This window comes from Lysobacter sp. MMG2, assembly GCF_016735495.2.
In the GTDB taxonomy this organism is placed as follows: Bacteria; Pseudomonadota; Gammaproteobacteria; order Xanthomonadales; family Xanthomonadaceae; genus Lysobacter_J.
On the sequence record NZ_JAERQY020000001.1, the window covers coordinates 1,365,682 to 1,388,695 of the forward strand.

Consider the following 23,014-nt stretch of genomic DNA (forward strand, 5'->3'; position numbering starts at 1 on the left):
GTCGCGCCGCCTCAGGCGTGCACGATGGCGTTCACGCGCCATGCGGGGAATTCGGAGCCGACCGTCGGCGGATCGATCCAGCCGCACGCCACCAGGCCGTCGTCGCTGCCGGCCTCGCACAGATAGACCGCGACTGCGCCGCGCTGCTGTTCGGTGCGCACCAACGCCCAGCCGGCGGGCAGCGTGCGTTCGTCGCGCAGGTACTCCGCTTCCACGTACGGGGTTGCGTTCGCCTCCAGGATCTCGCGTCCGGCCGATGACGCCAGCGCGGTCACCGTCGCGATTTCCGCGTGCAACTGCGGCGGCACCGGCGGGCGTTCGATCACGAGCCCATGGCCTTCCAGCCGTGCCGCGATCGCCTCCGGCACCGCGTACGCCAACGGGCGGCGCACGATGTGCTCGCCGACGAAACGGCCGATGTAAGGCACGCGCACGCTCACCGCTTCGCCTTCGAGCGTGTACGGATCGCGCGTGAGGATCTCCACTTCCCGGTCGGGGAAGGCGTCGAGCCGGTAACGCACGGCGATATCGTCGGGCGGCATCTCGCAAACGGCGAGCAGTTCGACGATCTCTTCCGCGTGCTCGCCCACGTAAGCCAGCGTGTGACGCAGGAAGGCGTAGGTGGTGTGCACCCGGTCGTAGAAGTCGATGTAGGCGTAGGTTTCCAGCAGCAGGTCGAGGCGGTTCGCCAGGCCGCGGTAGTTGCCGCCGAAGCGCGGATGGTGCGTGTAGGTGATCCAGCCCGTGCCCTGCCCGCCTTCGTCGCGCAGGAAGTTGCCGTACCAGAACGTATCGCGCCCGTCCTCGCGCTTCACCGCGTCCGTCACCGCGGGCAGCAGGTGCTCGCGCATGAAGTCGATCGGCTCGATGCGACCGCTCTGCACCGTGTGCGGGATGTCGTATGTCAGGTCGAAGCGGTGGATAGAACCGTTGGTGGCGTGGCAGTCGATGGTGAGGTGCGGGTTCCAGGGGTGCATCACGCCCGTCTGCAGCAGGCGCATCTCCTCCGCGTCCTGACGCATGTAGTCGCGGTTGAGGTTGATGCCGGCGGCGTTCACGCGCGTGCCCACGCCGCTGTCGGGACCGAGCTGGCCGGTGAAGTGCGCGATGTCGAGCGCGCGGTTCGCCGGGTCGATGCGATCGTTGCCGTCGGCGTTGAACAGCGGGACCAGCAGCAGCGTCATGCGATCGAGCAGGTCGCCGTGCGCGCCGTGCAGGATGTCGCGCACGAGCATGAGCCCGGCCTCCTTGCCCTCTACTTCGCCGGCATGGATACCGCACAGCACCAGCACCACCGGCAGGCCGCGGCCGTGCGCTTCCTGCGGGGAACGCGCACCGTTCGCGGAGAGCACGAGCAGCGGAAGCTCGCGGCCTTCCGGCGTCGCGCCGAAGTCCGTGACGTGCAGGCGGTGGTCGCCCAGTTCCTTCAACCCGTGGATGAACGCCATCACGTCGGCGTGGCGCGAGGTCTCCGCGTACTGGGTGCTTTCGGCGCGGGTGAGCAGCGGGGGCTGGGACATGCGGCGGCGTCCGACGGGCGTAGGCGACTACGGTAACCCGAGGGCTTCGCGGCGGGCCTCACCGCTTGTCCGCGCCCGGCGGCGCCGCAAACGACGACGGCGACCCGAAGGTCGCCGTCGTTCCAGCAAGGCCGCTTCCGCCAGACGGAAGCGGGCCGGATCGTCACTTCACGCCATGCATCAACTTCTGCACCAGGGGGGCGACCAGGAACAGCAGCACGCCCGCGCCGACCAGCGCCCAGAAGCCGAAGGTGTAGCCCGCCAGCGCCGACGCCGTGGTCATGCCGCTCTCGCCGCTCACGGCGCCCGCGAAGATGCCCGACAGGTTGTTGCCGATGCCCGTGGACAGGAACCAGCCGCCCATGCCGAAGCCGACCAGGCGCACCGGCGCCAGCTTGGTCACCATCGACAGGCCGATCGGCGACAGGCACAGCTCGCCGATGGACTGGATCCAGTACACCGCGAACAGCGTCCAGAACGGGATCAGGCCGGCGGCCGTGACCAGCTTGGACAGGGCGAACATCAGCAGCAGGAAGGCCAGGCCGTTGAAGATCAGGCCGAGCGAGAACTTGCGCGGGATCGACGGGTTGGCCTTGCCCATCTTCACCCAGCCCCACGCGATCAGCGGGGCCATGGTGATGATGGCGATCGAGTTGATGCTCTGGAACCACGCGGTCGGGAACACGCGCTCGCCGCTGAGCGTGTAGACCAGGTCGGCCAGGCCGCCGCTGAAGATGTCGCGGTCGACGATCTTGTCGGCGAGGAAGGTGAAGGAGCTGCCCGCCTGCTCGAAGAACATCCAGAACAGGATGTTGAAGGTGAAGATGATCAGCATCGCGATGGTCATGTCGCGCTGCTTCGGACCTTCGCGGAAACCCTCCACCAGCAGCATCGCGCACAGGCCCAGGAACATCACCGTCAGCACGCCCTGCAGCGCGCCGGCGCCCATGGCCAGCAGGAAGTACACCACCGGGATCGACACCAGCGCGCCGGCGAACACGTACAGCACCTTGCGCTTGTCCGTGCTGTTGACCGGCGGACGGCCGATGCCTTCCAGCTGGCGACGGCCGAACCAGAACCACACCAGGCTGATCAGCATGCCCACGCCGGCGGCCATGAAGACCACCTTGTAGGCCGGCATCGTTTCTTCGCCGAAGACCTTGCGGGCCAGGTACTGGGTCAGCAGCGGGGCCAGCATCGCGCCCAGGTTGATGCCCATGTAGAAGATGGTGAAGCCCGAGTCGCGGCGTTCATCGCCCACGGCGTAGAGCTTGCCCACCATCGTGGAGATGTTCGGCTTGAACAGGCCGTTGCCGACGACGATCGTCGCCAGGCCCAGCTTGAACAGGTGCTCGTTGGGCAGCGCGATCACGAAAAGGCCCGAGGCCATGATCACCGCGCCCAGCAGGATCGAACGCTGGTACCCCAGGATCCGGTCCGCGACATAACCGCCGAAGATCGCCGCGGCGTACACCAGCGCCAGGTAGGCGCCGTAGACGCGGTTGGCCTCCGCCTCGCCCGAGGCGTCGCCGCCGTAGAACTGCGCGACGATATAGAGCACCAGCGCCCAGCGGATGCCGTAGAACGCGAAGCGCTCCCAGAATTCCGTCATGAAGAGCATCCACAGCGGCTTGGGGTGGCCCAGGCGCTGCTCGAATGCAGGAATCGCGGCCGTGCCGGTCGCGGGTGTAGCGGTTCCGCTCATGCGGTATCCCCTGTGTGGATCAAGTACTGACAAGAAAGGAAAACCCACGCCGGGCGGCACGGGACCGGGGAGATTTACCGGGTGACGTCCATCACGTCAAACCCGCGTGAAGGCGAAAAGGCCGTGCTGCGACGCAGCATTCCGCCTGAACAGGCGCTCCGCGCACTCAACGGGACAAAGCGGCGGCCCTGACCGCCAAGGCGAGCAAACGCGGGAAATCCGGGTGGGCGTCCACGAGTCGCGCCTGCGCCTCCTCCAGCGCGCACCAGCGCAGCTCCGCGTGCTCGGCCAGCGGGGCCGGCGTGCCGTTCCAGCCCGGCACCAGGTACAGCCGCAGGCGCCACGGCTCCGGCGCCGCGCCTTCGATGACATCCAGATAGGACAGGCCAAGGGGGGGCGATGCCGAGTTCCTCGGCGAGCTCGCGCGCGATGGCCTGCTCGCCGCTCTCGCCCGCCTCCACGTGTCCGCCGAACACGTCCCACGCGCCGGCGAGCCAGTCGCAATCGTCGCTGCGCCGTCCCAGCAGGATGCGGTCCTGGCGTACCAGCAGCGCGCCCACGCAGTCGTGCACGCGCCGGTCCATCGCCCTAATTCGCCGGCGGCGCCCCGTAGCCGGCGTCGGCGCCGATCATCGTGCGCACGTCGAACAACTCGGGGAAGAAGGTCAGGTCCAGCGCCTGGCGCAGGAAGCCCACGCCGCTGGAGCCGCCGGTGCCGCGCTTGAAACCGATGATGCGCATCACCGTGCGCATGTGGCGGAAGCGCCACAGCTGGAACTGGCTTTCCAGATCGACCAGGTCTTCGCACAGGTGGTACGCGGCCCAGTGCGCGTTCGTGTCCTCGTAGATGCGCTCGAACACCGGCAGCAGCTCCGGATCGGCGACATGCGCGTGCGACCAGTCGCGCTCCACATGGCGCTGCGGCACCGCGTAGCCGTGGCGCGCCAGGTAGCGCAGCGCCTCGTCGTACAGGCTGGGGGCTTCGAGCACGTCGCGCAGTGCGCCTTCGGCCTTCGCGTCGTGCGCGAACACCTTCAACATCGCCGCGTTCTTGTTGCCCAGCAGGAATTCGATGGTGCGGTACTGCAGCGACTGGAAGCCCGAGGACGGGCCCAGGATCTCGCGGAACTTCATGTAGTCCGACGGCGTCATCGTCTCCAGCACGGACCACATCTCGGTGAGCTGGCGCAGGATGTTCTTGCAGCGCGCGAAGATCTTCTGGCACTCGCCCAGGCGGTCCTCGCGCAGGTTGGCGATGGCCGCCTTCAGCTCGTGGATCATCAGCTTCATCCACAGCTCGGCGACCTGGTGCTGGACGATGAACAGCAGTTCGTCGTGCTGGGGCGGGTTGGACAGGCGCTGCTGGGCCGACAGCAGCGTGTCGAGCTGCAGGTAGCCGGAATAGCTCATCCGCCCTTCGAAATCGGTGTGGATGCTCGATTCCAGTTCGCGCTCGTTCTTCTCGACCGTCATTTCAGGCTCGTGGGGCGCCGGATCGGGCCGGCCAGGGGGCCCAAAGGGTAGCGCATCGGGGGGCGGTCACTCGCGTGAAATACCCGCAACGCAGCATCCGGCACACTCGGCCGGTCCGCGACAGGGGCGTTGGCGGGCGAGGACGCTCAAACAACGGGGAAGACTATGGACAGGTTCGGGGGCCGCTGCGCGGCTGCGTTGTTCTCTCTCGCATTGCTGGCCGGGGCGAACGCCGCCCAGGCGCAGGTGGTCATCAGCCAGGTCTACGGCGGCGGCGGCGGAGGTACGGCGGTCTACGCCAACGATTACGTCGAGCTCTACAACCGCGGCACCGCACCGGCCTCGCTGGCCGGGCTGTCGGTGCAATACGCCAGCGCGACCGGCACCGGCAATTTCAGCGGCGTGGCCGTCCTGCCGGCGGCGACTGTCCAGCCGGGCAAATACTTCCTGGTCGCGATGAGCGGCGGCTCGGCCGGCGCGCCGTTGCCGACGCCCGACGCCACCGGGCCGGCCGCGATGGCCGCCGGCGCAGGCAAGGTCGCCCTGGTGCGCCAGACCGGCGCGCTCGCCTGCAACGGCGGCAGCACGCCGTGCACGGCCGAACAGCGCGCGTTGATCGCCGACCTGGTCGGCTACGGCAACGCCAACTTCTTCGAAGGCGCCGGCGCCGCGCCCACGCTGAGCGCCGCCACCGCCGCGCTTCGCAACAACAACGGCGCGACCGACACCGACCACAACAACGCCGACTTCACCGCCGGCGCCCCGACCCCGCGCAACAGCGGCTCCACGACACCGGAACCCGAACCCGCCACGCCGCTGACGATCGCGCAGATCCAGGGCAGCGCGCTTCGCTCGGCGCATGAAGGCGAACGCGTGGTGACCGAAGGTATCGTCACCGCCTTGAAGTTCAACAACGGTTTCTTCCTGCAGGCTGCGAACGACGACGGCGATCCGTCCACGTCCGACGGCATCTTCGTGTTCACCAGCAGCGCGCCGCCGGCCTCCGCCGCGGTGGGCAACCGCGTGCGCGTCACGGGCAAGGTCGAGGAATTCGTACCGGCCTCCAACGTCAACCAGCTCACCATCACCGAGATCACCGGGCCGACGGTGGAGCTGCTGGAAAGCGGCGTTGCCCTGCCCGCGCCGGTCGAACTGAGCGCCGCCGATCTCTCGCCTTCCACAACGCCGGGCACGCTCGAGCGCCTGGAAGGCATGCGCGTGAGCGTGGCGAACGCGATCGTGGTCGGCCCGTCGGAAGGCCGCATCGACGAAGACGACGCCACCGCCACCAGCGACGGCGTGTTCTACGTGACGCTGCCTGACGTCGCCACGCCGTTCCGCGAGCCGGGCATCGGCGTGATGGACGCCGCGCTGGCGTCGCTGCCGCCGGGCAAGAACCCGCCGCTGTTCGACACCAACCCCGAACGCCTGATGGTGCGCAGCCGCGGCCAGGTCGGCGCGTTCCCGCTGTCGGTGGACACCGGCGCCGACATCGCCGGCCTGTTGGGCGTGCTCGACTACTTCGGCGGCACCTGGGCCCTGCTGCCCGACACGGCGACGCCACCGACCGCCAGCGGCGGCCGACTGCCGCAGGCCGTCAACGACGCCGATTACGACGCGGTCACCCTCGGCGGCTTCAACCTGCTGCGCTTCTTCGATGAAGTCGCCGACAACAACGGCGCGCCGACGATCAAGCCCGAAGCGGTCGACAAGCGCCTGGGCAAGACGGCCGGCGCGATCTGCGACTACCTCAAGACGCCTGACATCCTCGGCGTGGTGGAAGTGGAGAACCTGCGCGTACTCGGCCTGCTCGCCGACCGCATCAACGCCACCTGCGCGAACTCGCCGGGCTACGTGCCGTACCTGTCGCAGGGCAACGACGTGGGCGGCATCAACGTCGGCTTCCTGGTCGCCACGCGCGACAGCGGCGCCGGCGTGGCGCGGGTGGAAGTGCTCGACGTGGTGCAGTTCGGCAAGGACGCTACGCTCGCCAACCCCGACGGCAGCACCAGCCTGCTCAACGATCGCCCGCCGCTGCGCCTGCGTGCCCGCGTGCACCAGGGCAACGGCGCGAGCTATCCGGTCACGGTGGTCGTCAATCATCTGCGCTCGCTGAGCGACATCGACTCGGTCGCGCCGGGCAGCGGCGGCTGGAGCAGCGAAGGCGCGCGCGTGCGCGGCAAGCGCGCGGCACAGGCCGCGTACCTGGCCACGCTCGTGCAGCAATGGCAGCAGGCGAACCCGGGCGAGAAGATCGTGCTGGTCGGCGACTTCAACGCGTTCGAGTTCAACGACGGTTACGTGGACGTGCTCGGCGTCATCAAGGGCACCGAAGCGGCCGAAGACCAGGTGCTGACCTACGTCGACAGCCCGCTGACGACGCCGCTGATCGACGGCTCGGAGCTGATCGCCGACGCGTCGCAGCGCTACTCCTACGTGTTCAACGGCAGTGCGCAGACGCTCGACCATGTGCTGGTGAACGAAGCGGTCGTGCTCGACGCCTCCGCCGTCACCGTGGAGCATGCGCGCATCAACGCGGGCTTCGGCGTGGACAACTTCGGCGACACCACCGTGCCGCTGCGTGTGTCCGACCACGATCCGGTGCGCATCAGCATCCGCGTGCCGGCGTTCCGCAGCGCGGACCTGTCGGTGGTCGCGTCGGCCACGCCTTCGACGCTGCGCGCGGGGGAAATCGCCACCTGGACGGCGACCGTGCACAACGCCGGCCCCAGCGCCGCCGACGCCACCGCCGTGGCGTTCGCCTTCGACGCCAATGTGGCGCCATCGGTCGACGTGCCGCCAGGTTGGACCTGCTCGGCGCCGACGCACGACGGCGCGACCACGACCGTCGCCTGCACCATCGCCACGCTCGCGACACAGGCAGGCGCGTCGTTCACCCTGCGCACGCCGATGCCGGCGCTGGCCAACGGCACCGCAGTGCGCATGGCCGTGGCCGTGCGTTCGCAGACGCGCGATCCGGCCAACGCCGACAACGACGCCACGGCGCACGTCACGGTGGTCACCGCCGCCGATCTGTCGGTGCGCATCGAAGGCGCGGTGTTGCCGGTGCGCAAGGGCGCGATCGCGACCTTCCTCGTGCCGGTTCGCAACGACGGCCCCGACAGCGCACAGGCGCCGACGCTGACGATCGACGGCAACGTCGCGGTGTCCGCCGCGGCGGTCGCCGCACCGTCGGGCTGGAGCTGCACGCGCGTGGCGACGAGCACCGGCTTCCGGGCGCAATGCGCACGCAGCGGCAGTATCGGCAAGGGCGTGCAATGGTTCGCCTTCGCCATCGTGGTTCCGGAGCGTCCGCGCACCGGCACGGCGCTGGAATTCAACGCGAACGTCGACGCCGACACGCCGGATCCGGATGCGTCCAACAACGCCGACAGCCTGAGCGTCGCGATCCGTCGCTGAGGTACCGGCATGACGAAGAGGGCGCGGTGCGAACCGCGCCCTTCTTCGTTGCAGGCCCGCGCATTCAGGCGATTCGCGGCCGCGTCCATACCGCTGCGTCGGGCGGCGTCTACCGTCTTTCCCGCAAAGTTGCATGCCGCACCGCGCAACGGCCCTTAACGCGAGCTTGGTTATGATTCGCGCACCAGCGTGTCGGCGCGGCCCTTGATTGGCCGTCTGCCGACACCTCGGAGCCAGGCCGGGCGCATGCCCGACCCAGCCTTCCGAACGGTCCCTGCCGGCACTGGATCCGGGATGCGGCCGCTTCGGGCTCCCCCTGCTTAAAACAGGCACTTTCCAGGCATCTCAGTCAGGACTCCCGCGATGACGGTCGCCGCGACCTTCGAAATCGAATACCTGCAATACCTCGGCCAGGACGGCACGCCCGTCGCCGAGCTCCCCGCCGCGTTCCGCGACCCGAAGGCGCTGCTGCCTGCGTTCGAGCAGATGCTGTTCGTGCGCACCTTCGACAGCAAGGCCATCGCGCTGCAGCGCACCGGCAAGCTGGGAACGTACGCCAGCTGCCTGGGCCACGAAGCCACGCATGTCGGTATCGGCGCCTCGATGCAGCCCGACGACGTGTTCGCGCCCAGCTACCGCGAGTACGGCGCGCAGTTCATGCGCGGCGTGCTGCCGCGAGAAGTGCTGCTGTACTGGGGCGGCGACGAACGCGGCAACGACTTCTCCGGCCCGAAGCAGGATTACGCCTGGTGCGTGCCGATCTCCACGCAGTGCCTGCATGCCGCCGGCGCCGCGCTGAAATTCAAGCTGATGAAGCAGAAGCAGTTGGCCGTGGCGTGCTGCGGCGACGGCGGTTCGTCGAAGACGGACTTCTACGCCGCGCTCAATTCCGCCGGCGCCTACCAGCTGCCGCTGATCCTGTGCGTGGTCAACAACGGCTGGGCGATCTCGGTTCCGCGTTCGGCGCAGACCGGCGCCAAGACGCTGGCGCAGAAGGGCCTGGCCGGCGGCCTGCACTGCCTGCAGGTGGACGGCAACGACCTGATCGCCGTGCTGGAAGGCATGCGTCGTGCCAGCGAACGCGCGCGCAACGGCGAAGGCGGCAGCGTGATCGAGTTCATGACCTATCGCCTGCACGATCACACCACCGCCGACGATGCACGCCGCTATCGCGACGAGAGCGAAGTGAAGGACGCCTGGACGCGCGAACCCATCGCGCGCCTGCGCACCTACCTCACCGCACAGGGCGTGTGGAGCGACGAGGAAGAGAAGGCCTGGGCCGAGGAATGCGCCAAGAAGGTCGACGTCGAGATCAACGCCTACCTCGAAACGCCCGTGCAGCCGGTAGAAGCAATGTTCGATTACCTCTACGCCGATCCGCCGCCGGACCTGCTGGCGCAACGCGCCTTCGCGCTCGCGCAGGAGGGCCGCTGATGAACGCCGAAGACAAGAAGAAGGTCGAAGCGGCCAAAGCAGCGACACCGACCGCCATCACACTGATCGAAGCAATCACGCAGGCGCTGGCCTACGAGATGCGCGTCGACGACAAGGTGCTGGTGCTGGGTGAGGACGTGGGCGTCAACGGCGGCGTGTTCCGCGCCACCGCCGGCCTGCAGCAGCAGTTCGGTTCCGAACGCGTGCTCGACACGCCGCTGGACGAAACCACCATCGCCGGCCTCACCGTCGGTCTTGCATCGCAGGGCATGAAGCCGGTCGCCGAGTCGCAGTTCGACGGCTTCGTCTACCCGATGGTGGACCACATCATCTGCCATGCCGCGCGCTTCCGTTACCGCACGCGCGGTCGCCTCACCTGCCCGATGGTGCTGCGCGTGCCGTGGGGCGGCGGCATCCGCGCGCCGGAGCATCACAGCGAAGCCAACGAAGCGATCTTCACCAACGTGCCCGGTTTGCGCGTGGTGATGCCGTCCTCGCCGGCGCGCGCGTACGGCCTGCTGCTTGCCGCGATCCGCGACCCGGATCCGGTGATCTTCATGGAGCCCAAGCGCATCTATCGCCAGTACAAGGAAGTGGTGCCCGACGACGGCGAAGCGCTGCCGCTGGACGTGTGTTACGTGCTGCGCGACGGCACCGACGTGACGCTGGTGACGTGGGGCGCGCAGGTCAAGGAATCGCTGGAAGCCGCCGAGAAGCTGGCGGGCGAAGGCATCAGCGCCGAGGTCATCGACGTCGCCACGCTGCGCCCGCTCGACTTCGCCACCATCGCCGAATCGGTCAGCCGCACCGGCCGTTGCGTGATCGTGCACGAGGCGCCGAAGACCGCCGGTTTCGGCGCCGAAATCGCCGCACGCCTGGCCGAGGAATCGATGTTCGACCTGCTCGCGCCGGTGGAGCGCGTGACCGGCTACGACACGCACATCCCGCTGTTCCGCCTGGAAATGAAGTACCTGCCCAGCGTCGAACGCATCGTCGCGGCGGCCAAGCGCACTCTGGCGGCGAGCTGAGGCGCGCCGCGCATGCGCCACGCACGCGTCGTCGTATCGCACCACGCCCCGGACCGCACGCCGGTCCGGGTCGCGCGCGGCGATGCCGTGCACCTGGGCGAACGCGACAAGGATTGGCCGGAGTTCGTGTGGACGACCATCGCCGAAGGCCATGAAGGCTGGGTGCCGGCAAAGCTGTTCAACCGCGAACAAGGGCCCGCAACCGCGCTGGACGACTACGACGCGCGCGAACTCGACGCCCAGGCCGACGAAGTGCTGACCCTGCATTACGAACTCGCCGGCTGGTGGTGGGCGCAGAATGCCCTCGGCCACCAGGGCTGGATTCCGGCGCGCGCGCTCGACCTGCTCGACGACGACGACGGCGAGGACGCATGACCGTCCGGCGCCTGCGGCTTACGTTCAAGACCTGAAAACCCGGGCGCGGCGCGCGTGGCGCGACGGCCCTTCACCGCACTCCAACGAGACACGACCCGTATGGCGAACGCAAAGAAGACCTTCTTCCTCCCCGACCTCGGCGAGGGCCTGCCCGACGCGACGATCGTCGAGTGGTACGTGAAGGAAGGCGACACGATCCGTCTTGACGACAACCTGGTGTCGATGGAGACCGCCAAGGCCGTGGTCGACGTGCCCTCGCCCGTGTCGGGCAAGGTGGTCAAGCTGGCCGGCGGTCCGGGCGACATCATCGTCACCGGCAAGATGCTGGCGGAGTTCGAGATCGATCCGTCCATGCCGCAGCGCGCCGAAGGCCAGGACACCGGTCATCACCACGGCGCCGGAAGCCATGCGCCTGACGACGGCGACAAGGTCGTCGCCTCCGACGAAGGCGGCACGATCAGCGACGCAGGCGAGCCGGCGCCCAAGGGCGAGGCGCGCGCGGATTCGGGCACGGTGGTCGGCGCGATGCAGAGCTCCGATGCGGTGCGCAGCGAACAGGCGGTCGCGGTGGGCGGCGTCAAGGCGATGCCCGCCGTGCGCGCACTGGCTCGCAAGATGGGCGTGGACCTCTCGCGCGTGCGCGCCACCGGCAGCGACGGCGTGGTGACGATGGACGATGTGAAGCGCGCCGCCGCCGACGGTTCGGCCAAGGCCGGCGCCGCGCCGGTCGTACGCGCCGCCGATCGCGCCGTGGCCGCTGCACCGACACCCGCTCCCGCACCGCAGGCCGCGCGCAGCACGCTGTCGCAGGCCGGCAAGCCGATGCGCACACAGCCGCCGGGCGTGGCCGCCAGCGGCCAGCCGGAGCAGCTCAAGGGCGTGCGCCGCAACATGGCGCGCGTGATGGCAGACGCGCACGCGAAGGTCGTGCCGACCACGCTGTGCGACGACGCCGACCTGCACGCATGGATCGGCAAGCAGGACATCACCGCGCGCCTGGTTCGCGCGATCGTCGCCGCATGCAAGACCGTGCCGGCGCTCAACGCGTGGTTCGACGGCGACACGCTGACCCGCACCCTGCATCCGCAGGTGGACATCGGCATCGCGGTGGACACCGAGGACGGCCTGTTCGTCCCGGCGCTGCGCAATGCCGACATGCTCGACGGCGCCGGCGTGCGCGGCGCGATCCAGCGCTTGCGCGCGCAGGTGGAGGACCGCACGATCCCGGCGTCGGAACTCAGCGGTTACACGATCTCGCTGTCGAACTTCGGCATGTTCGCCGGCCGCTACGCGACGCCGGTGGTGGTGCCGCCGTGCGTGGCGATCATCGGCGCGGGCAAACTCAGCCACGACGTCGTCGCCGTGATGGGCGGTATCGAAGTGCATCGCCGCATGCCGATCTCGCTCACCTTCGACCACCGCGCCTGCACGGGCGGCGAAGCGGCACGCTTCCTGAAGGCGCTGCTGGACGACATGGCATCGCCGAACTGATACACACGTAGCCCGGGGAAGCACAGCGCACCCGGGTCTCTCGCCGGAAGGCGCGCAACGCCCCGGGTGCGGCTTCGCCTTACCCGGGCTACATGAGTCGCGTGGCTGCGTGTAGTCGGGAGAAGAACGGCTTGCGCCACTGCTGACATGACCCTGTCAGCAGCTGCGTTACAAGGTGCAGTACGTCCTTCCACAGGAGTCTCGCCATGGCCCATCGCAGCCGTCTTGCCGGTTTCATCATCGACTGCAACACGGACAACCTCGACGCCGCGGCGGATTTCTGGGCGCAGGCGCTGGGCGTCACCATCGCCGATCGCAATGCGGGCGACGAAACCTGCGAATACCAGCAGTTCGGCGACACGCCGGGCGATCTGTACATCGAGGTGCAGAAGGTCGAGCACCCTTCGCGCGTGCATCTGGACATCGAGTCCGATGACATCGACGCGGAAGCCGAGCGCCTGGTGAAGCTCGGCGCGAAGAAGGTCGCGTTCGTGAAGCGCTGGTGGGTGATGGAAGCGCCGACGGGACAGCGCTTCTGCGTGGTGCGGATGAAGCAGCCGGAGATTCGCTCGACGCCGAACGAGTGGGCGTAGGCAGGCCGCTTGCGCTGCACTGCCGCGTGGCCTGCCTCACCCCAACATCGGCGTGTCGTCCACCACCACGCGATCGCGTCCGTTCGCTTTCGCCTTGTAGAGCGCCTGGTCGGCGCGGTCGAATACCTGCTCCGACCAGTCGCGTGTCGGCTCGCCCGCCGCAAGCCCGATCGACACCGTAAGCGCAAAGGGCAACGGTGCAGCCGCGATGCGCTGGCGAATCCGTTCGGCCACCTGCACCGCCTGCGCCAGGCGCGTGTCGGGCAACAGGATCAGGAACTCCTCGCCGCCGTACCGCACGGCGATGTCGCCCTCGCGTATCGACGCGGCGACGGCGTCCGCCACCGCGCGCAATGCGCGATCGCCGAGCAGGTGGCCGTGGCGATCGTTGACGTCCTTGAAGTGATCGACGTCGAGCAGCATCAACGTGTACGGCGCCTGCTGCAGCTGGCGCATCGCGTCGGGATTCTCGCGCAGTTGCGCCAGTGCGGCACGGTTGAGCAGGCCCGTCAGCGCGTCGTGCGTGGCGCTGTGCTGGAGCAGATCATTGCGGCGTTGCAGGTCGGCGCGCGCATCTTCCAGTCGCTGCGCGAACGCCTCGCGCTCGGACAGCAGACGACGTTGCTCCAGCGCGTACCGGCGCAGTTCGAGCAGGTGCTGCGTCTGCCGCGCCAGCACTTCCAGTCCCTCGCGCTGCGCGTCGGTGAGCGTGCGCGGCTTGTTGTCGAGCACGCACACCACGCCGAGCGCCTGGCCGTCGGGACTGAGCAGCGGCACGCCGGCATAGAAGCGCAGCGCATCACCGTCCACGCGCAGCGATGGCCGCGGCAGTTCGGGATGATGATGCAGGTCTTCCACCACCAGCATGCGGTCGGGCTGGCGGATCGCGCGGTCGCAGATCGCTTCGCTGCGTGCGGTCTCGCGCACGTCCAGGCCGATCTGCGCCTTGAACCATTGGCGATCGTGGTCGATCAGCGAGATCGCAGCCGCCGGCGCATCGCACAACGTCACGGCCAGGCGGACGATGTCGTCGTAGGCCTGCTCCGCCACCGTGCCCACGACCGCATAGGCGTCCAGCGCGGCCTGTCGGCGCGCCTCGTCAGGCGGGGTTGGCGGGAGCAGGCGGAGGGCGGACATGGGCGGCGCCAAAAGGTCGCTCAGGCTACTCTCCGGCCCGGTCGCGACCCGTGACGCGCACCACAACCTGCGCGGCTGCGGCCCGCTTGTTCAGCCTTCCGGGCCGGTTTCAGCGAACCTGAACGGGCCGGCGTGGCGCGGTCTCGCGCGCCAGCCAGATTTCCAGTCCCTGGGCGTTGAGTTCGATGTCCATCGCCAGCAGCTCGGCCGCTTCCTGCGCCGTAAGCGGTGCACCGTGCGCAGTGGCGCGTTCAACGTAGAGGTGCGTCAGCGATTGGACGAGGCGTTCGTGACGATCCGCATGGCCGTGCGCGGCGTGCGCCAGTGCCACCATCGCGTCGATCTGCGCGATCAGGTCGTGCGCCAGACGCGCCACGTCACCGACGCGGCCGTAATGCGTGAGATGCATCGCGACCGGATCGCGCGACAGCATGGCGCGTATGGAGGCCTTCAACGGCTCGGGTTCGAACTGCACCGGCGATGTCGTGGGAATCACGAACGGCTCGCCGCGTGCATTGTCGAACTCGCGATACGAGAGGCCGAAGGTGTCGCCGGTGAACCAGCTGCGGCTGCGTTCGTCCCACACGCACACGTGGTGGCGCGCATGACCGGGCGTGTCGATGCACAGCAGCGGACGACCGGCGAGGTCGACGGTGTCACCGTCGTGCAGCTCGCGCACGCGCGCGGCGTCGACGGGCACGATCTCGCCGTAGCTGCGCGCCATTTCGGCTTCGCCGTACACGGCCGTTGCGCCAGCGACGAGGCGCTCGGGGTCGATCATGTGCGGCGCACCGCGCGGATGCACGGCGAGTCGCGCGTTCGGCAACGCGCGCATCAATGCGCCGGCACCGCCAGCATGATCGAGGTGCACGTGGGTGAGGATGAGCCAGTCCACGTCCTCCGGACGAAGGCCCTGCCACGACAACGCATCGAGCATCGCCGGAAGCGAATGCTGCGTGCCGCAATCGACATAGGCACCACGGCCGTGCTCCACGATCAGGTACGCGGCATCGAAATACGGTCGATGGAATCCGGTGTCGATGGTGACGATGCCGTGCGCGTCATTCATGCCATGCACTCCATGGAGGACGGGGTCCAGTCTAGGTCGCAGGCCGTGGCGCGGCGATGCGGCCTTTGTCGCAGGCCGTCAGTGACGCCGACGCAGCCAGCGGCGGCGCACGAAGAAGGCCACCGTGAGCACCGCCAGGAACACGCCATAACCGACCGCCGTGGCGAGGATCTGCTGCCACATCTTGCCGTACGTCGGATCGGCGTTCTCGTGCGACCAGTACAGGCTGAGCAGGAAGGCGGTGAACGCAAGCAGCAGCGCGGTGCAGTCGAAAAGCTTGCGCGAAGCCGTGCGCGGCTTGCGCGGGAACATCCAGTACAACGCGCCCAGGATCGCGAACCACGGCAGGAACAGGATCAGCGCGAGGTTGAGCTCGATGAGCGGGTTCATGCGTCCTCGGCCGCGAACTGCGCCAGCGCTTCGACCACTTCGGTCAGTTCGACGCCCTCGTGCAGGTGGGCGATCAGTTCTTCGCCCAGATGCACCGCGTTCGCCTCGACCTGGCGAAGCGGTGCACCCCCTTCCTGTTTCAGGCGGCCGATGAGCTGGCCAGCGGTGCGCGCCGAATCGAATCCGGCGCTCTGCAGCAGCACGCGGTCACCGTCGACCAGCTTGAAGTAGAAGCGGCCATCGGCCTCGCGGTATTGCTTGAACGTCGGCGCCGCGGTCTTTGCGGCCTTCTTCGCGTGGGTGGACTGCACTTGCGAGAGATCGCGCAGGCCCACCGCTGCACGCAGCGTGTCCAGCGTCGGCCGCGCGTAGCGCTCGCGCAGGCGTTTGGCGCCGTCACGCAGCACGGATTCGATGTGGGCAGGTTGCGCGATCAACGCGTCGTAGCGCTCGCGCAGCGGCGCCACTTCACGGTCGATGCGCTCGAACAGCGCCTGCTTCGCTTCACCCCACGCGATGCCGTCGGCGAAGGCCTTGCGCATCGCCGCGGTTTCTTCGTTCGATGCGAATGCCTGGTAGAGCTGGAAGACGTTGGAATTGTCCGCGTCCTTCGCCTCGCCCGGTGCACGCGAATCGGTGACGATGGAATAGATCAGCTTCTTCAGCGTCTCGCGCGGCACGAACAGCGGGATCGTGTTGTCGTAGCTCTTGCTCATCTTGCGGCCGTCCAGGCCGGGGAGCGTCGCCACGTTTTCGTCGATCACCGCTTCGGGCAGCGCGAAGAACGTTTGGCCCGACGGTTCGCCATAGAGATGGTTGAAGCGCTGGCCGATGTCGCGCGCCATCTCGATATGCTGGATCTGATCGCGGCCCACCGGCACCTTGTTCGCGTTGAACAGGAGGATGTCGGCCGCCATCAGCACCGGGTACATGAACAGACCCGCGCTGACGCCGGCATCGTCGTCCTCGCCCGTCTCGCGATTCTTGTCCACCGCCGCCTTGTACGCGTGCGCGCGGTTGAGCAGGCCCTTGCCCGCGACGCAGGTCAGGAACCACGTCAGCTCCTGCACCTCCGGCACGTCGCTCTGGCGGTAGAACCACACCTTGTCCGGCTCCAGCCCGCAGGCGAGCCACGTCGCGGCGATCTCCAGCGTCGAGCGCTGCACGCGCGCCGGATCCTGGACCTTGATGAGGGCGTGGTAATCGGCGAGGAAATAGAAGCTCTCCACACCGGGATCGCGGCTGGCGGCCACGGCGGGGCGGATCGCGCCGACGTAATTGCCCAGGTGCGGGGTGCCCGAGGTGGTGATGCCGGTAAGTACGCGGGTGGGGCTCATCGAACACTGACTGCGGGAAACGGCCCCACAGTGTACCTGCCGGGGCCCGCGGCGCAGGGCGTCTCGGACGCGCCTTCCCGGACCGTTTTCAGGCGGCCCGACCCGGCACAGCTGCCCTGCGCAGAAGGGCGGATCGTCGGATCCGCCCTTCTGACTTCTCTTCGTACCGGGCAATCGTCCCGGTTGGCGCGTGCCGTTGACGGCCCTTGCCGCCCCGCTGCGGCACGCGCCGCATCGTGCAATCAGTTCAGCGATTTCTCGAAATCGCGAACCTCTTGCTGGGCACGATCGCGCTCCCAGCCGTAGCGCTCCTGCAGCTTGCCGGCGAGGTATTCGGCGTTGCCTTCGGCGACATCGAAGTCGTCGTCGGTCAGGTCGCCCCAACGCGCCTGTGCCTTGCCCTTCAGCTGGGTCCACTTGCCGGCGATGATGTCTTTGTTCATCCGTTGCATTCCTCTTGTGTGGGAGTGCGGTTGCCTCACCGCGTCATCAGCTTCGCAATGCACGCATTCGAATGAGGTCGCGATTACGTTAGGCACTGCTTGATGTCGGTGAACGCGCGCGTAAGCGGGTCGCGCTGCAAGCAAAGAAAAGGGCCGGATTGCTCCGGCCCTTCTCCATCCACGTTTGCGGATCTCTGCATCAGCACTTGCCGTCCTTGCAGTCCTCGGCCTTGTCTTCGACCTTTTCGCCGGCCTTCTGCACGTCTTTGCCCGCGCCGGCCATCGTGTTGCAGGCACTCAGGGTGCCCGTCGAGAACAGGGCCAGCAGCAGCAGAGCCATCAGACGCTTCATGAAATTCTCCTCGACCACGTGCACGCCGTTGCGTGCGGTGGCTGCATGAGACGCGAGCGTCCGTGAATGTGGAGTGGAAGTGCGCATGCATGATTCAGCGCGCGGCAAGGCTTCGTCGACGCAAACAAAAAGGCCGGCATGCGCCGGCCTTTCTGCAACACACTGGGCTTGCAGGCGTTACTCGCCCTTCGCCGCGTCTTCCACTTTTTCGCCCGCCTTCTGCACATCCTTGCCGGCGCCGGCGACCGTGTTGCAGGCGCTCAGCGTGCCGACGGAAAACAGGGCCAACAGGAGCAGGGCCATCAAACGCTTCATGGGTATCACCTCGGCTCGATTGATCAAACGCACGTCACGCCGCAGCGTGCGTGTGCATCTGACGCGAGCGGCCGTGAACGCCAAGTGGACGCGCGCCCCGGAAGGCGGACAGCAAAAAGGCCGGCGGATGCCGGCCCCGGACTGCCTGCCGGCGTCAGCGGCTGGCCTTGTCGTCGATCTTCTGGCCGAGCTTTTCCACGTCCTTGCCCAGGCCTTCCATGGTGTTGCAGCCATTGAGCACGACGAGGGAAACGGTGGCGAGCAGGACCAGACTGATGAAACGCTTCATGTGTCTCTCCGGGAGACGCGTGGGTGATGGGGAAAGGATGGCATGCCCGCGATCCGCCCGCATCCGCCCTGCCCCTCCGGGCAATGGCGGGATGTCAGCAGAAGTTCAGGCCCGCGCCGCGCGGCTCAGTCGCGCATCAGCGTGGACTTGCCGAACAGGCTTTCCACCAGATCCACGGCAAGCCTGGCGGTGCGGTTGCGCTTGTCGATGATCGGGTTGAGCTCGACGATGTCCAGCGACGCCATGCGTCCGGTGTCGGCGATCATCTCCATCACCAGCTGCGCCTCGCGGTAATTGGGCCCGCCCGGCACGGTGGTGCCCACGCCTGGCGCGATGCTCGGGTCGAGGAAGTCCACATCGAAGCTCACGTGCAGGTGCGTGTTGTCGTCCACGCCTTCCAGCGCTTCTTCCATCACGCGCTTCATGCCGATCTCGTCGATGTAGCGCATGTCGTACACGTCCAGGCCGTACTCCTGGACGAGGCGTTTCTCGCCTTCGTCCACGGAACGGATACCGATCTGGCGGATCTCTTCCGGCCGCATCGCCGGCCCTTCGCCGCCGAGGTGGGTCAGCGCGTCCGGCCCCAGTCCGCACAAGCATGCGACCGGCATGCCATGCACGTTGCCCGACGGCGTGACCTGGCTGGTGTTGAAGTCGGCGTGCGCATCGAGCCAGAGCACGCGAAGTTGCTTGCCGGTCTGGCGGCAGTGGCGGGCGACGGCGGTGATCGAACCCAGTCCCAGGCAATGGTCGCCGCCCAGAAGAATGGGCAGGCGCCCTTCGTCGAGTTCGGCGCCGACCGCGTCCATCACGGCCCGGTTCCAGGCCACGACTTCGGCAAGGTGCCGATAGCCATCGACCGGCTTCTGCCAGGGATTGCGCGGACCGTCCAGATTGCCGCGATCGATCACGTCGACGCCGCGCCTCACCAGCGCCTCGCCCAGCCCGGCGATGCGCAGCGCCTCCGGCCCCATGCGCGAACCGCGGTGGCCCGCGCCGACGTCAGTGGGTGCGCCGATCAGCGAAACCGGAGGGTAAGTACGACTCATCGAACGACGTCCTCGTAAGGGTGTGGATCCGCCGATGCGCACAGCATCCCGGGAAAAAACCAGGTGGCGGATTCGGAAGTCCAAGTGTAGTCGAGCCCAGCACACGGCCGTTCGAGACGGCGCGTCGTCGCGGCATGAATGGGACGACGCAATGGCGGCTGGGCGACATTGCCCCAGAAGCGCGAAGGCAGCCCGCGGGCTGCCTCTGCGTGCCTGGATTGGTGCCGCTTGTCCGATTCGAACGGACGACCTACTGATTACAAATCAGTTGCTCTACCGACTGAGCTAAAGCGGCGTTGCGATGCTTCGCGGATCCGGCCGGAGCGACCGGCCCGTCGACCGGGCACGTGCCGGCGACGTGCGCATTCTAGCCTGCACCGCCCCGCACGCCCATGACACCGCCTCTCAGCGGATGCGCGCGCAGTCGAGTTCGCGCGCGGGAACCTGCACGGCGGCCTCGGCGCGCGCCGGGTCGAACTCCGGCTTGGCCACGAGGTCGAGCCAGACCGTGGACGGGCCGCCGTCGCCCAGCGGTTCGGCGCGCACGGCGAAGCCGGCGGCAGCGAGGCTGTCGGCGCGGCGGCGGGCCGATTCCTCGTTGCGATAGCGGCCCAGCGCGATCGAGTTGGCCTCGTTGCCCTGGCGGACGATGAAGTAGTCGCCAAACCCGGCGCCGGCGATGCGTTGCGCGGCCGCCTGTGCCTCGGCCAGCGAGGCCATCGGCGGAAGGTAGACGCGCCAGCCGCGTGGCGAACCCGTGCGCTGTTCGCGCGGCACCACGCGCGATGCCACGGCCATCAGCACCTCGCGCGCACTGTTGGCCGCCGAGGCGTTGGCGAACGGTCCCACGCTGTAGCAGCGCGCGGACGCGGCAGGCGTCGCGGGTGGCGGCGTGGCAGCGATCGCCGTGTCGGGCGTGGGCGTGGCAGGAGGCGTGGCCGACGCCGGTGACGCAGCGGGCAGACCCTGCGCGACCGGAGCAGGTGCGGGCGCGGCCGGCTTCGCACCGGGCTTTTCGCTGACCAACTGCAGCCTCGCCACATCCGACGGCGGCACGAACGCAGGCGCGGGCGCCGGTGGCGCACGCAGCGTCCACCAGGCGGCCACACCAAGATTGAGCACCAGCAGCAGGACGACCAGGGCGCGAGCGAGCATGGGGCGATTCTAAGCGGCGGTCTCGACGCAGGCCCAGCGGGCCAGGCCTTCCAGCACCAGCGTTGCGACTTCGGTCGCGTTCGGCAGGTGGTGGGCCAGCGCATCGGACCCGCCGCCGTGCAGCAGCAGCGCGGGCGCCCGGCCCAGGCGCTGCGTCGCGGCCGCCAGGCTTTGCTGGATCAATGCGACGCCCGCGCCTTCGCAACCCGATGCCAGCGCGTCCTCGGTGTCGCGGGCGAAGTCGTCGTACTGGCCGCCGACGTCGGGCAACTGCGGTGCGCGGGCGTGCAAGGCTTCGCGCATCAGCGTGGGCGACGGTGCGATGCGACCGCCGACATGCCGGCCTCCCGCATCGATCAGATCGACGGTCAGCGCCGTGCCGACGCCGCACACCAGCGCCGGACCGCGTACGCGCGCGTGCACGGCGAGCAGGGCAAGGAAGCGGTCCACGCCGAGCTTGCGCGGATCGGCATAGGCAATGCGCACACCGCCGAAGCGCGGCTGCGTCCGGGCGATGGAAATGCGACCGCAGCGCGCGACCAGCGCATCGAGCACCGCCACCCGCAGGCCGGGCTGAGCGACGCTGGCCAAGTAGGCCACGTCGATCCGCGCGGGCAGGTGGTGCGCCATCGCCGCGGCGACATCCTCCTCGCGATGGGGCAACGCGATCGCCTCGCCGATGCCGCCATCGGCATTCAGCGGTGCGCACTTCAAGCGCGTGTTGCCGAGGTCGAACAGCCACGCGCTCATGTATCGGCTCCGCTGCGCACGCTCACTTCGCCGGAATGGAAACTTCGCTCCCCGCCCTCGTCCAAGCGCACGCGCAAGGCGCCATCGTCAGCCAGGCCGAGCGCGCGACCGTGCAGCACGGCGGTGGGCGCATGCACGGTGACGGGGCGGTCCGCCAGCGCGTCCACGGCGGCATAGCGCGCACGGAAAGGAGCGAGCCCGTCGGCATCGAACGCGTCCAGCGCCGGCAGCAGTCGCGCGAGGACGGCGGAGGCTATTGGGTTGCGGTCGACGGACGCCCCCGGTTCGGCAAGGCCGGCGAGGTCGCACCATGGTTGATCGATTGCGGCCGCTACCGTGGTCGGCATACGCACGTTGATTCCCAGGCCGATCACGGCGCGCACCGGCCCGGCATGTTCACCGCCGCCTTCGACGAGGATGCCGCCGAGCTTGCGCATGGGCCCGCCGGGCTCTGCAACCACCAGATCATTGGGCCATTTCAGCCGGACGGCCGGGAAGCCAGCGTCGTGCAGCGCCTCGGCCGCGGCGACGCCCGCGACCAGGCTCAGTCCGCCCAGCCGCGCCAGCCCGCCACCGAAGTGGCGCGACACCGACAGGTAGAGATGCGCGGCCAGGGGCGAGGTCCATTCGCGTCCGCGTCGGCCGCGCCCGCCGGTCTGGCGCTCGGCGAGCAGCACCAGGGCACCCTGCTCCGGGGCCGGGCGTCGCAGGAGTTCGCTGTTGGTGCTGTCGATCGTCCACGCGGTTTCCAGCGCCGCCACCGACGCATGCACGTCAGCCGGCAGCCCGGCCCGGATGACATTCACATCGATCAGATGCACCGGCGTGGCCAGGGCATAGCCCTTCCCCGCCCGCGCCTCGATCGGCACGCCGGCCTCGCGCAGGGCTTCGATGCGCTTCCACACGGCGGCACGGGTCTGCCCGCCCTCGCGGGCCAAGGCATCGCCCGACACCGGCCCGGCGATGAGCCGCTGCAGCAACTGGCGCTCGTCCATCAGCGCAAGCGCCCTGGCGGGTAGCGGGCGGCGGTCATGGAGGATGGGGGGCGGGCATCGGGCGTCATCGCGCGGATTATGCGGGAACGGCACTGGCCGACGAACGGCGCCCGGGCGGCGAACGACCCACGGGAAAGCCCGATACGGGACATCCCCGGGGACTAATCGGCGGGACGGTGGCCGAGCGCGACGAAGCGTTGCAACCCTTTGCGCCAGGCGCGCATCGATAAGAGATGATTGCGTCTGCAAGGCGCCGTCCGGAGGACGCCGCCGCCGGCCCATCCGGCGGTACCGCCCGAACAAGGAGAGTTGCTGCAATGCACCACCCGCCCGTCCGGCCTCTGTCCTGTTTTCGCGCTATAGTCCAGTCTTGCCCGGGGTCTACCCCGGGTCCGTCCGAGGATTCCGCCATGTTCCGGATCTGCCTGTGCCTGCTGATCGTGGTCGCCAGCTCGACCGTGGCTGCGCGCGAGATCAAGCTCAGCTCCGCCAACAGCGGCAGCTGCCCGGAAGCGTCCTCGATCGCACGCGAGAGCGCCCGCTCGAATCCGCGCGCGACCGCGCCGGCACGCGACACCAAGCCCGCCCGCCCCAGCGTCCATAGCGACGCGAGCAGCGGTCGCATGCAGTCGCCGCGCTGGCACAGCTTCCTGCCGGGCATGTTCCGCTGATCAACGCGCGAGCGTCGTGATTT

21 protein-coding genes, 1 tRNA gene and 1 pseudogene are annotated in these 23,014 nt (G+C 68.6%); 7 read left to right on the top strand and 16 right to left on the bottom strand.

Going from position 1 to position 23,014, the window contains the following annotated elements:
* Positions 1-11 precede the first annotated feature (11 nt).
* From JI752_RS06165 to JI752_RS06180, 3 genes are all read right to left on the bottom strand, one after another.
* Positions 12-1,520 (bottom strand): M14 family metallopeptidase, encoded by a 1,509-nt coding sequence (locus tag JI752_RS06165; protein WP_216960775.1) that lies wholly within the window; start codon positions 1,518-1,520, stop codon positions 12-14.
* A 163-nt stretch (positions 1,521-1,683) separates the two neighbouring features.
* Positions 1,684-3,225, bottom strand: coding sequence for an oligopeptide:H+ symporter (locus JI752_RS06170; protein ID WP_216960778.1), 1,542 nt, complete (start codon positions 3,223-3,225; stop codon positions 1,684-1,686).
* A 588-nt stretch (positions 3,226-3,813) separates the two neighbouring features.
* Positions 3,814-4,698, bottom strand: a complete 885-nt coding sequence (locus JI752_RS06180) for a tryptophan 2,3-dioxygenase family protein (protein WP_216960783.1) — start codon at positions 4,696-4,698, stop codon at positions 3,814-3,816.
* 165 nt (positions 4,699-4,863) lie between these two features.
* On the opposite strand from JI752_RS06180, the gene JI752_RS06185 reads away from it, so the two are divergent.
* The 6 genes from JI752_RS06185 (at position 4,864) to JI752_RS06210 (ending at position 13,039) form a co-directional block, all read left to right on the top strand.
* On the top strand, positions 4,864-8,118 hold the full coding sequence (locus tag JI752_RS06185) for a lamin tail domain-containing protein (RefSeq protein ID WP_216960786.1): 3,255 nt from the start codon (positions 4,864-4,866) through the stop codon (positions 8,116-8,118).
* Positions 8,119-8,481: 363 nt separating this feature from the next.
* On the top strand, positions 8,482-9,552 hold the full coding sequence (gene pdhA, locus JI752_RS06190) for a pyruvate dehydrogenase (acetyl-transferring) E1 component subunit alpha (protein WP_216960789.1): 1,071 nt from the start codon (positions 8,482-8,484) through the stop codon (positions 9,550-9,552).
* Positions 9,552-10,580: an alpha-ketoacid dehydrogenase subunit beta gene (locus JI752_RS06195; protein ID WP_216960792.1), complete on the top strand. Its 1,029-nt coding sequence runs from the start codon at positions 9,552-9,554 to the stop codon at positions 10,578-10,580. The genes pdhA and JI752_RS06195 overlap by 1 nt, the downstream gene beginning before the upstream one ends.
* Before the next feature lie 12 nt (positions 10,581-10,592).
* On the top strand, positions 10,593-10,955 hold the full coding sequence (locus JI752_RS06200; protein ID WP_216960796.1) for an SH3 domain-containing protein: 363 nt from the start codon (positions 10,593-10,595) through the stop codon (positions 10,953-10,955).
* 99 nt (positions 10,956-11,054) lie between these two features.
* Positions 11,055-12,446 (top strand): dihydrolipoamide acetyltransferase family protein, encoded by a 1,392-nt coding sequence (locus tag JI752_RS06205; protein ID WP_216960799.1) that lies wholly within the window; start codon positions 11,055-11,057, stop codon positions 12,444-12,446.
* Positions 12,447-12,652: 206 nt separating this feature from the next.
* The gene (locus JI752_RS06210) at positions 12,653-13,039 is read left to right on the top strand and encodes a VOC family protein (RefSeq protein ID WP_216960802.1); all 387 of its coding nucleotides are present in this window, start codon (positions 12,653-12,655) and stop codon (positions 13,037-13,039) included.
* Positions 13,040-13,075: 36 nt separating this feature from the next.
* Here the strand turns inward: JI752_RS06210 and JI752_RS06215 are convergent, their stop codons facing one another.
* From JI752_RS06215 to birA, 13 genes and pseudogenes are all read right to left on the bottom strand, one after another.
* Complete coding sequence (locus JI752_RS06215; protein ID WP_216960807.1) at positions 13,076-14,176, bottom strand: sensor domain-containing diguanylate cyclase; 1,101 nt, start codon at positions 14,174-14,176, stop codon at positions 13,076-13,078.
* 109 nt (positions 14,177-14,285) lie between these two features.
* Complete coding sequence (locus JI752_RS06220) at positions 14,286-15,245, bottom strand: MBL fold metallo-hydrolase (protein ID WP_216960809.1); 960 nt, start codon at positions 15,243-15,245, stop codon at positions 14,286-14,288.
* Between the two features lie 78 nt (positions 15,246-15,323).
* Positions 15,324-15,635, bottom strand: coding sequence for a hypothetical protein (locus JI752_RS06225; protein ID WP_216960812.1), 312 nt, complete (start codon positions 15,633-15,635; stop codon positions 15,324-15,326).
* 98 nt (positions 15,636-15,733) lie between these two features.
* Positions 15,734-16,972: pseudogene (locus tag JI752_RS06230) on the bottom strand (tryptophan--tRNA ligase); the annotation flags it as partial.
* A 242-nt stretch (positions 16,973-17,214) separates the two neighbouring features.
* Complete coding sequence (locus tag JI752_RS06235) at positions 17,215-17,415, bottom strand: CsbD family protein (RefSeq protein ID WP_115841280.1); 201 nt, start codon at positions 17,413-17,415, stop codon at positions 17,215-17,217.
* 199 nt (positions 17,416-17,614) lie between these two features.
* Positions 17,615-17,767, bottom strand: a complete 153-nt coding sequence (locus JI752_RS06240) for an entericidin A/B family lipoprotein (protein WP_216960817.1) — start codon at positions 17,765-17,767, stop codon at positions 17,615-17,617.
* Positions 17,768-17,944: 177 nt separating this feature from the next.
* Positions 17,945-18,082: an entericidin A/B family lipoprotein gene (locus JI752_RS06245; protein ID WP_216960820.1), complete on the bottom strand. Its 138-nt coding sequence runs from the start codon at positions 18,080-18,082 to the stop codon at positions 17,945-17,947.
* A 154-nt stretch (positions 18,083-18,236) separates the two neighbouring features.
* Positions 18,237-18,371, bottom strand: coding sequence for an entericidin A/B family lipoprotein (locus tag JI752_RS06250; RefSeq protein ID WP_216960822.1), 135 nt, complete (start codon positions 18,369-18,371; stop codon positions 18,237-18,239).
* Positions 18,372-18,496: 125 nt separating this feature from the next.
* Positions 18,497-19,420 carry an arginase gene (gene rocF, locus JI752_RS06255; RefSeq protein ID WP_216960824.1) on the bottom strand — a complete coding sequence of 308 codons (924 nt, stop codon included), beginning with the start codon at positions 19,418-19,420 and terminating at the stop codon, positions 18,497-18,499.
* 219 nt (positions 19,421-19,639) lie between these two features.
* Positions 19,640-19,715: transfer RNA gene (locus JI752_RS06260), tRNA-Thr, on the bottom strand.
* Between the two features lie 110 nt (positions 19,716-19,825).
* A complete protein-coding gene (locus JI752_RS06265; protein ID WP_216960828.1) occupies positions 19,826-20,575 on the bottom strand; it encodes an SPOR domain-containing protein in 750 nt (249 codons plus the stop codon).
* A gap of 9 nt (positions 20,576-20,584) precedes the next feature.
* Positions 20,585-21,325: a type III pantothenate kinase gene (locus JI752_RS06270; RefSeq protein ID WP_216960831.1), complete on the bottom strand. Its 741-nt coding sequence runs from the start codon at positions 21,323-21,325 to the stop codon at positions 20,585-20,587.
* Positions 21,322-22,320, bottom strand: coding sequence for a bifunctional biotin--[acetyl-CoA-carboxylase] ligase/biotin operon repressor BirA (birA, locus tag JI752_RS06275; protein ID WP_216960833.1), 999 nt, complete (start codon positions 22,318-22,320; stop codon positions 21,322-21,324). The genes JI752_RS06270 and birA overlap by 4 nt, the downstream gene beginning before the upstream one ends.
* A 410-nt stretch (positions 22,321-22,730) precedes the next feature.
* Here birA and JI752_RS06280 point away from each other — a divergent pair, with 410 nt between their 5' ends.
* On the top strand, positions 22,731-22,991 hold the full coding sequence (locus tag JI752_RS06280; protein ID WP_216960837.1) for a DUF3827 domain-containing protein: 261 nt from the start codon (positions 22,731-22,733) through the stop codon (positions 22,989-22,991).
* Positions 22,992-23,014 lie beyond the last annotated feature (23 nt).

Excerpts from the sequence above, each read along its gene's own strand:
- JI752_RS06165 (WP_216960775.1), bottom strand. The coding sequence starts at position 1,520 with ATGTCCCAGCCCCCGCTGCTCACCCGCGCCGAAAGCACCCAGTACGCG.
- JI752_RS06170 (WP_216960778.1), bottom strand. The coding sequence starts at position 3,225 with ATGAGCGGAACCGCTACACCCGCGACCGGCACGGCCGCGATTCCTGCA.
- JI752_RS06180 (WP_216960783.1), bottom strand. The coding sequence starts at position 4,698 with ATGACGGTCGAGAAGAACGAGCGCGAACTGGAATCGAGCATCCACACC.
- JI752_RS06185 (WP_216960786.1), top strand. The coding sequence starts at position 4,864 with ATGGACAGGTTCGGGGGCCGCTGCGCGGCTGCGTTGTTCTCTCTCGCA.
- pdhA (WP_216960789.1), top strand. The coding sequence starts at position 8,482 with ATGACGGTCGCCGCGACCTTCGAAATCGAATACCTGCAATACCTCGGC.
- JI752_RS06195 (WP_216960792.1), top strand. The coding sequence starts at position 9,552 with ATGAACGCCGAAGACAAGAAGAAGGTCGAAGCGGCCAAAGCAGCGACA.
- JI752_RS06200 (WP_216960796.1), top strand. The coding sequence starts at position 10,593 with ATGCGCCACGCACGCGTCGTCGTATCGCACCACGCCCCGGACCGCACG.
- JI752_RS06205 (WP_216960799.1), top strand. The coding sequence starts at position 11,055 with ATGGCGAACGCAAAGAAGACCTTCTTCCTCCCCGACCTCGGCGAGGGC.
- JI752_RS06210 (WP_216960802.1), top strand. The coding sequence starts at position 12,653 with ATGGCCCATCGCAGCCGTCTTGCCGGTTTCATCATCGACTGCAACACG.
- JI752_RS06215 (WP_216960807.1), bottom strand. The coding sequence starts at position 14,176 with ATGTCCGCCCTCCGCCTGCTCCCGCCAACCCCGCCTGACGAGGCGCGC.
- JI752_RS06220 (WP_216960809.1), bottom strand. The coding sequence starts at position 15,245 with ATGAATGACGCGCACGGCATCGTCACCATCGACACCGGATTCCATCGA.
- JI752_RS06225 (WP_216960812.1), bottom strand. The coding sequence starts at position 15,635 with ATGAACCCGCTCATCGAGCTCAACCTCGCGCTGATCCTGTTCCTGCCG.
- JI752_RS06235 (WP_115841280.1), bottom strand. The coding sequence starts at position 17,415 with ATGAACAAAGACATCATCGCCGGCAAGTGGACCCAGCTGAAGGGCAAG.
- JI752_RS06240 (WP_216960817.1), bottom strand. The coding sequence starts at position 17,767 with ATGAAGCGTCTGATGGCTCTGCTGCTGCTGGCCCTGTTCTCGACGGGC.
- JI752_RS06245 (WP_216960820.1), bottom strand. The coding sequence starts at position 18,082 with ATGAAGCGTTTGATGGCCCTGCTCCTGTTGGCCCTGTTTTCCGTCGGC.
- JI752_RS06250 (WP_216960822.1), bottom strand. The coding sequence starts at position 18,371 with ATGAAGCGTTTCATCAGTCTGGTCCTGCTCGCCACCGTTTCCCTCGTC.
- rocF (WP_216960824.1), bottom strand. The coding sequence starts at position 19,420 with ATGAGTCGTACTTACCCTCCGGTTTCGCTGATCGGCGCACCCACTGAC.
- JI752_RS06265 (WP_216960828.1), bottom strand. The coding sequence starts at position 20,575 with ATGCTCGCTCGCGCCCTGGTCGTCCTGCTGCTGGTGCTCAATCTTGGT.
- JI752_RS06270 (WP_216960831.1), bottom strand. The coding sequence starts at position 21,325 with ATGAGCGCGTGGCTGTTCGACCTCGGCAACACGCGCTTGAAGTGCGCA.
- birA (WP_216960833.1), bottom strand. The coding sequence starts at position 22,320 with ATGGACGAGCGCCAGTTGCTGCAGCGGCTCATCGCCGGGCCGGTGTCG.
- JI752_RS06280 (WP_216960837.1), top strand. The coding sequence starts at position 22,731 with ATGTTCCGGATCTGCCTGTGCCTGCTGATCGTGGTCGCCAGCTCGACC.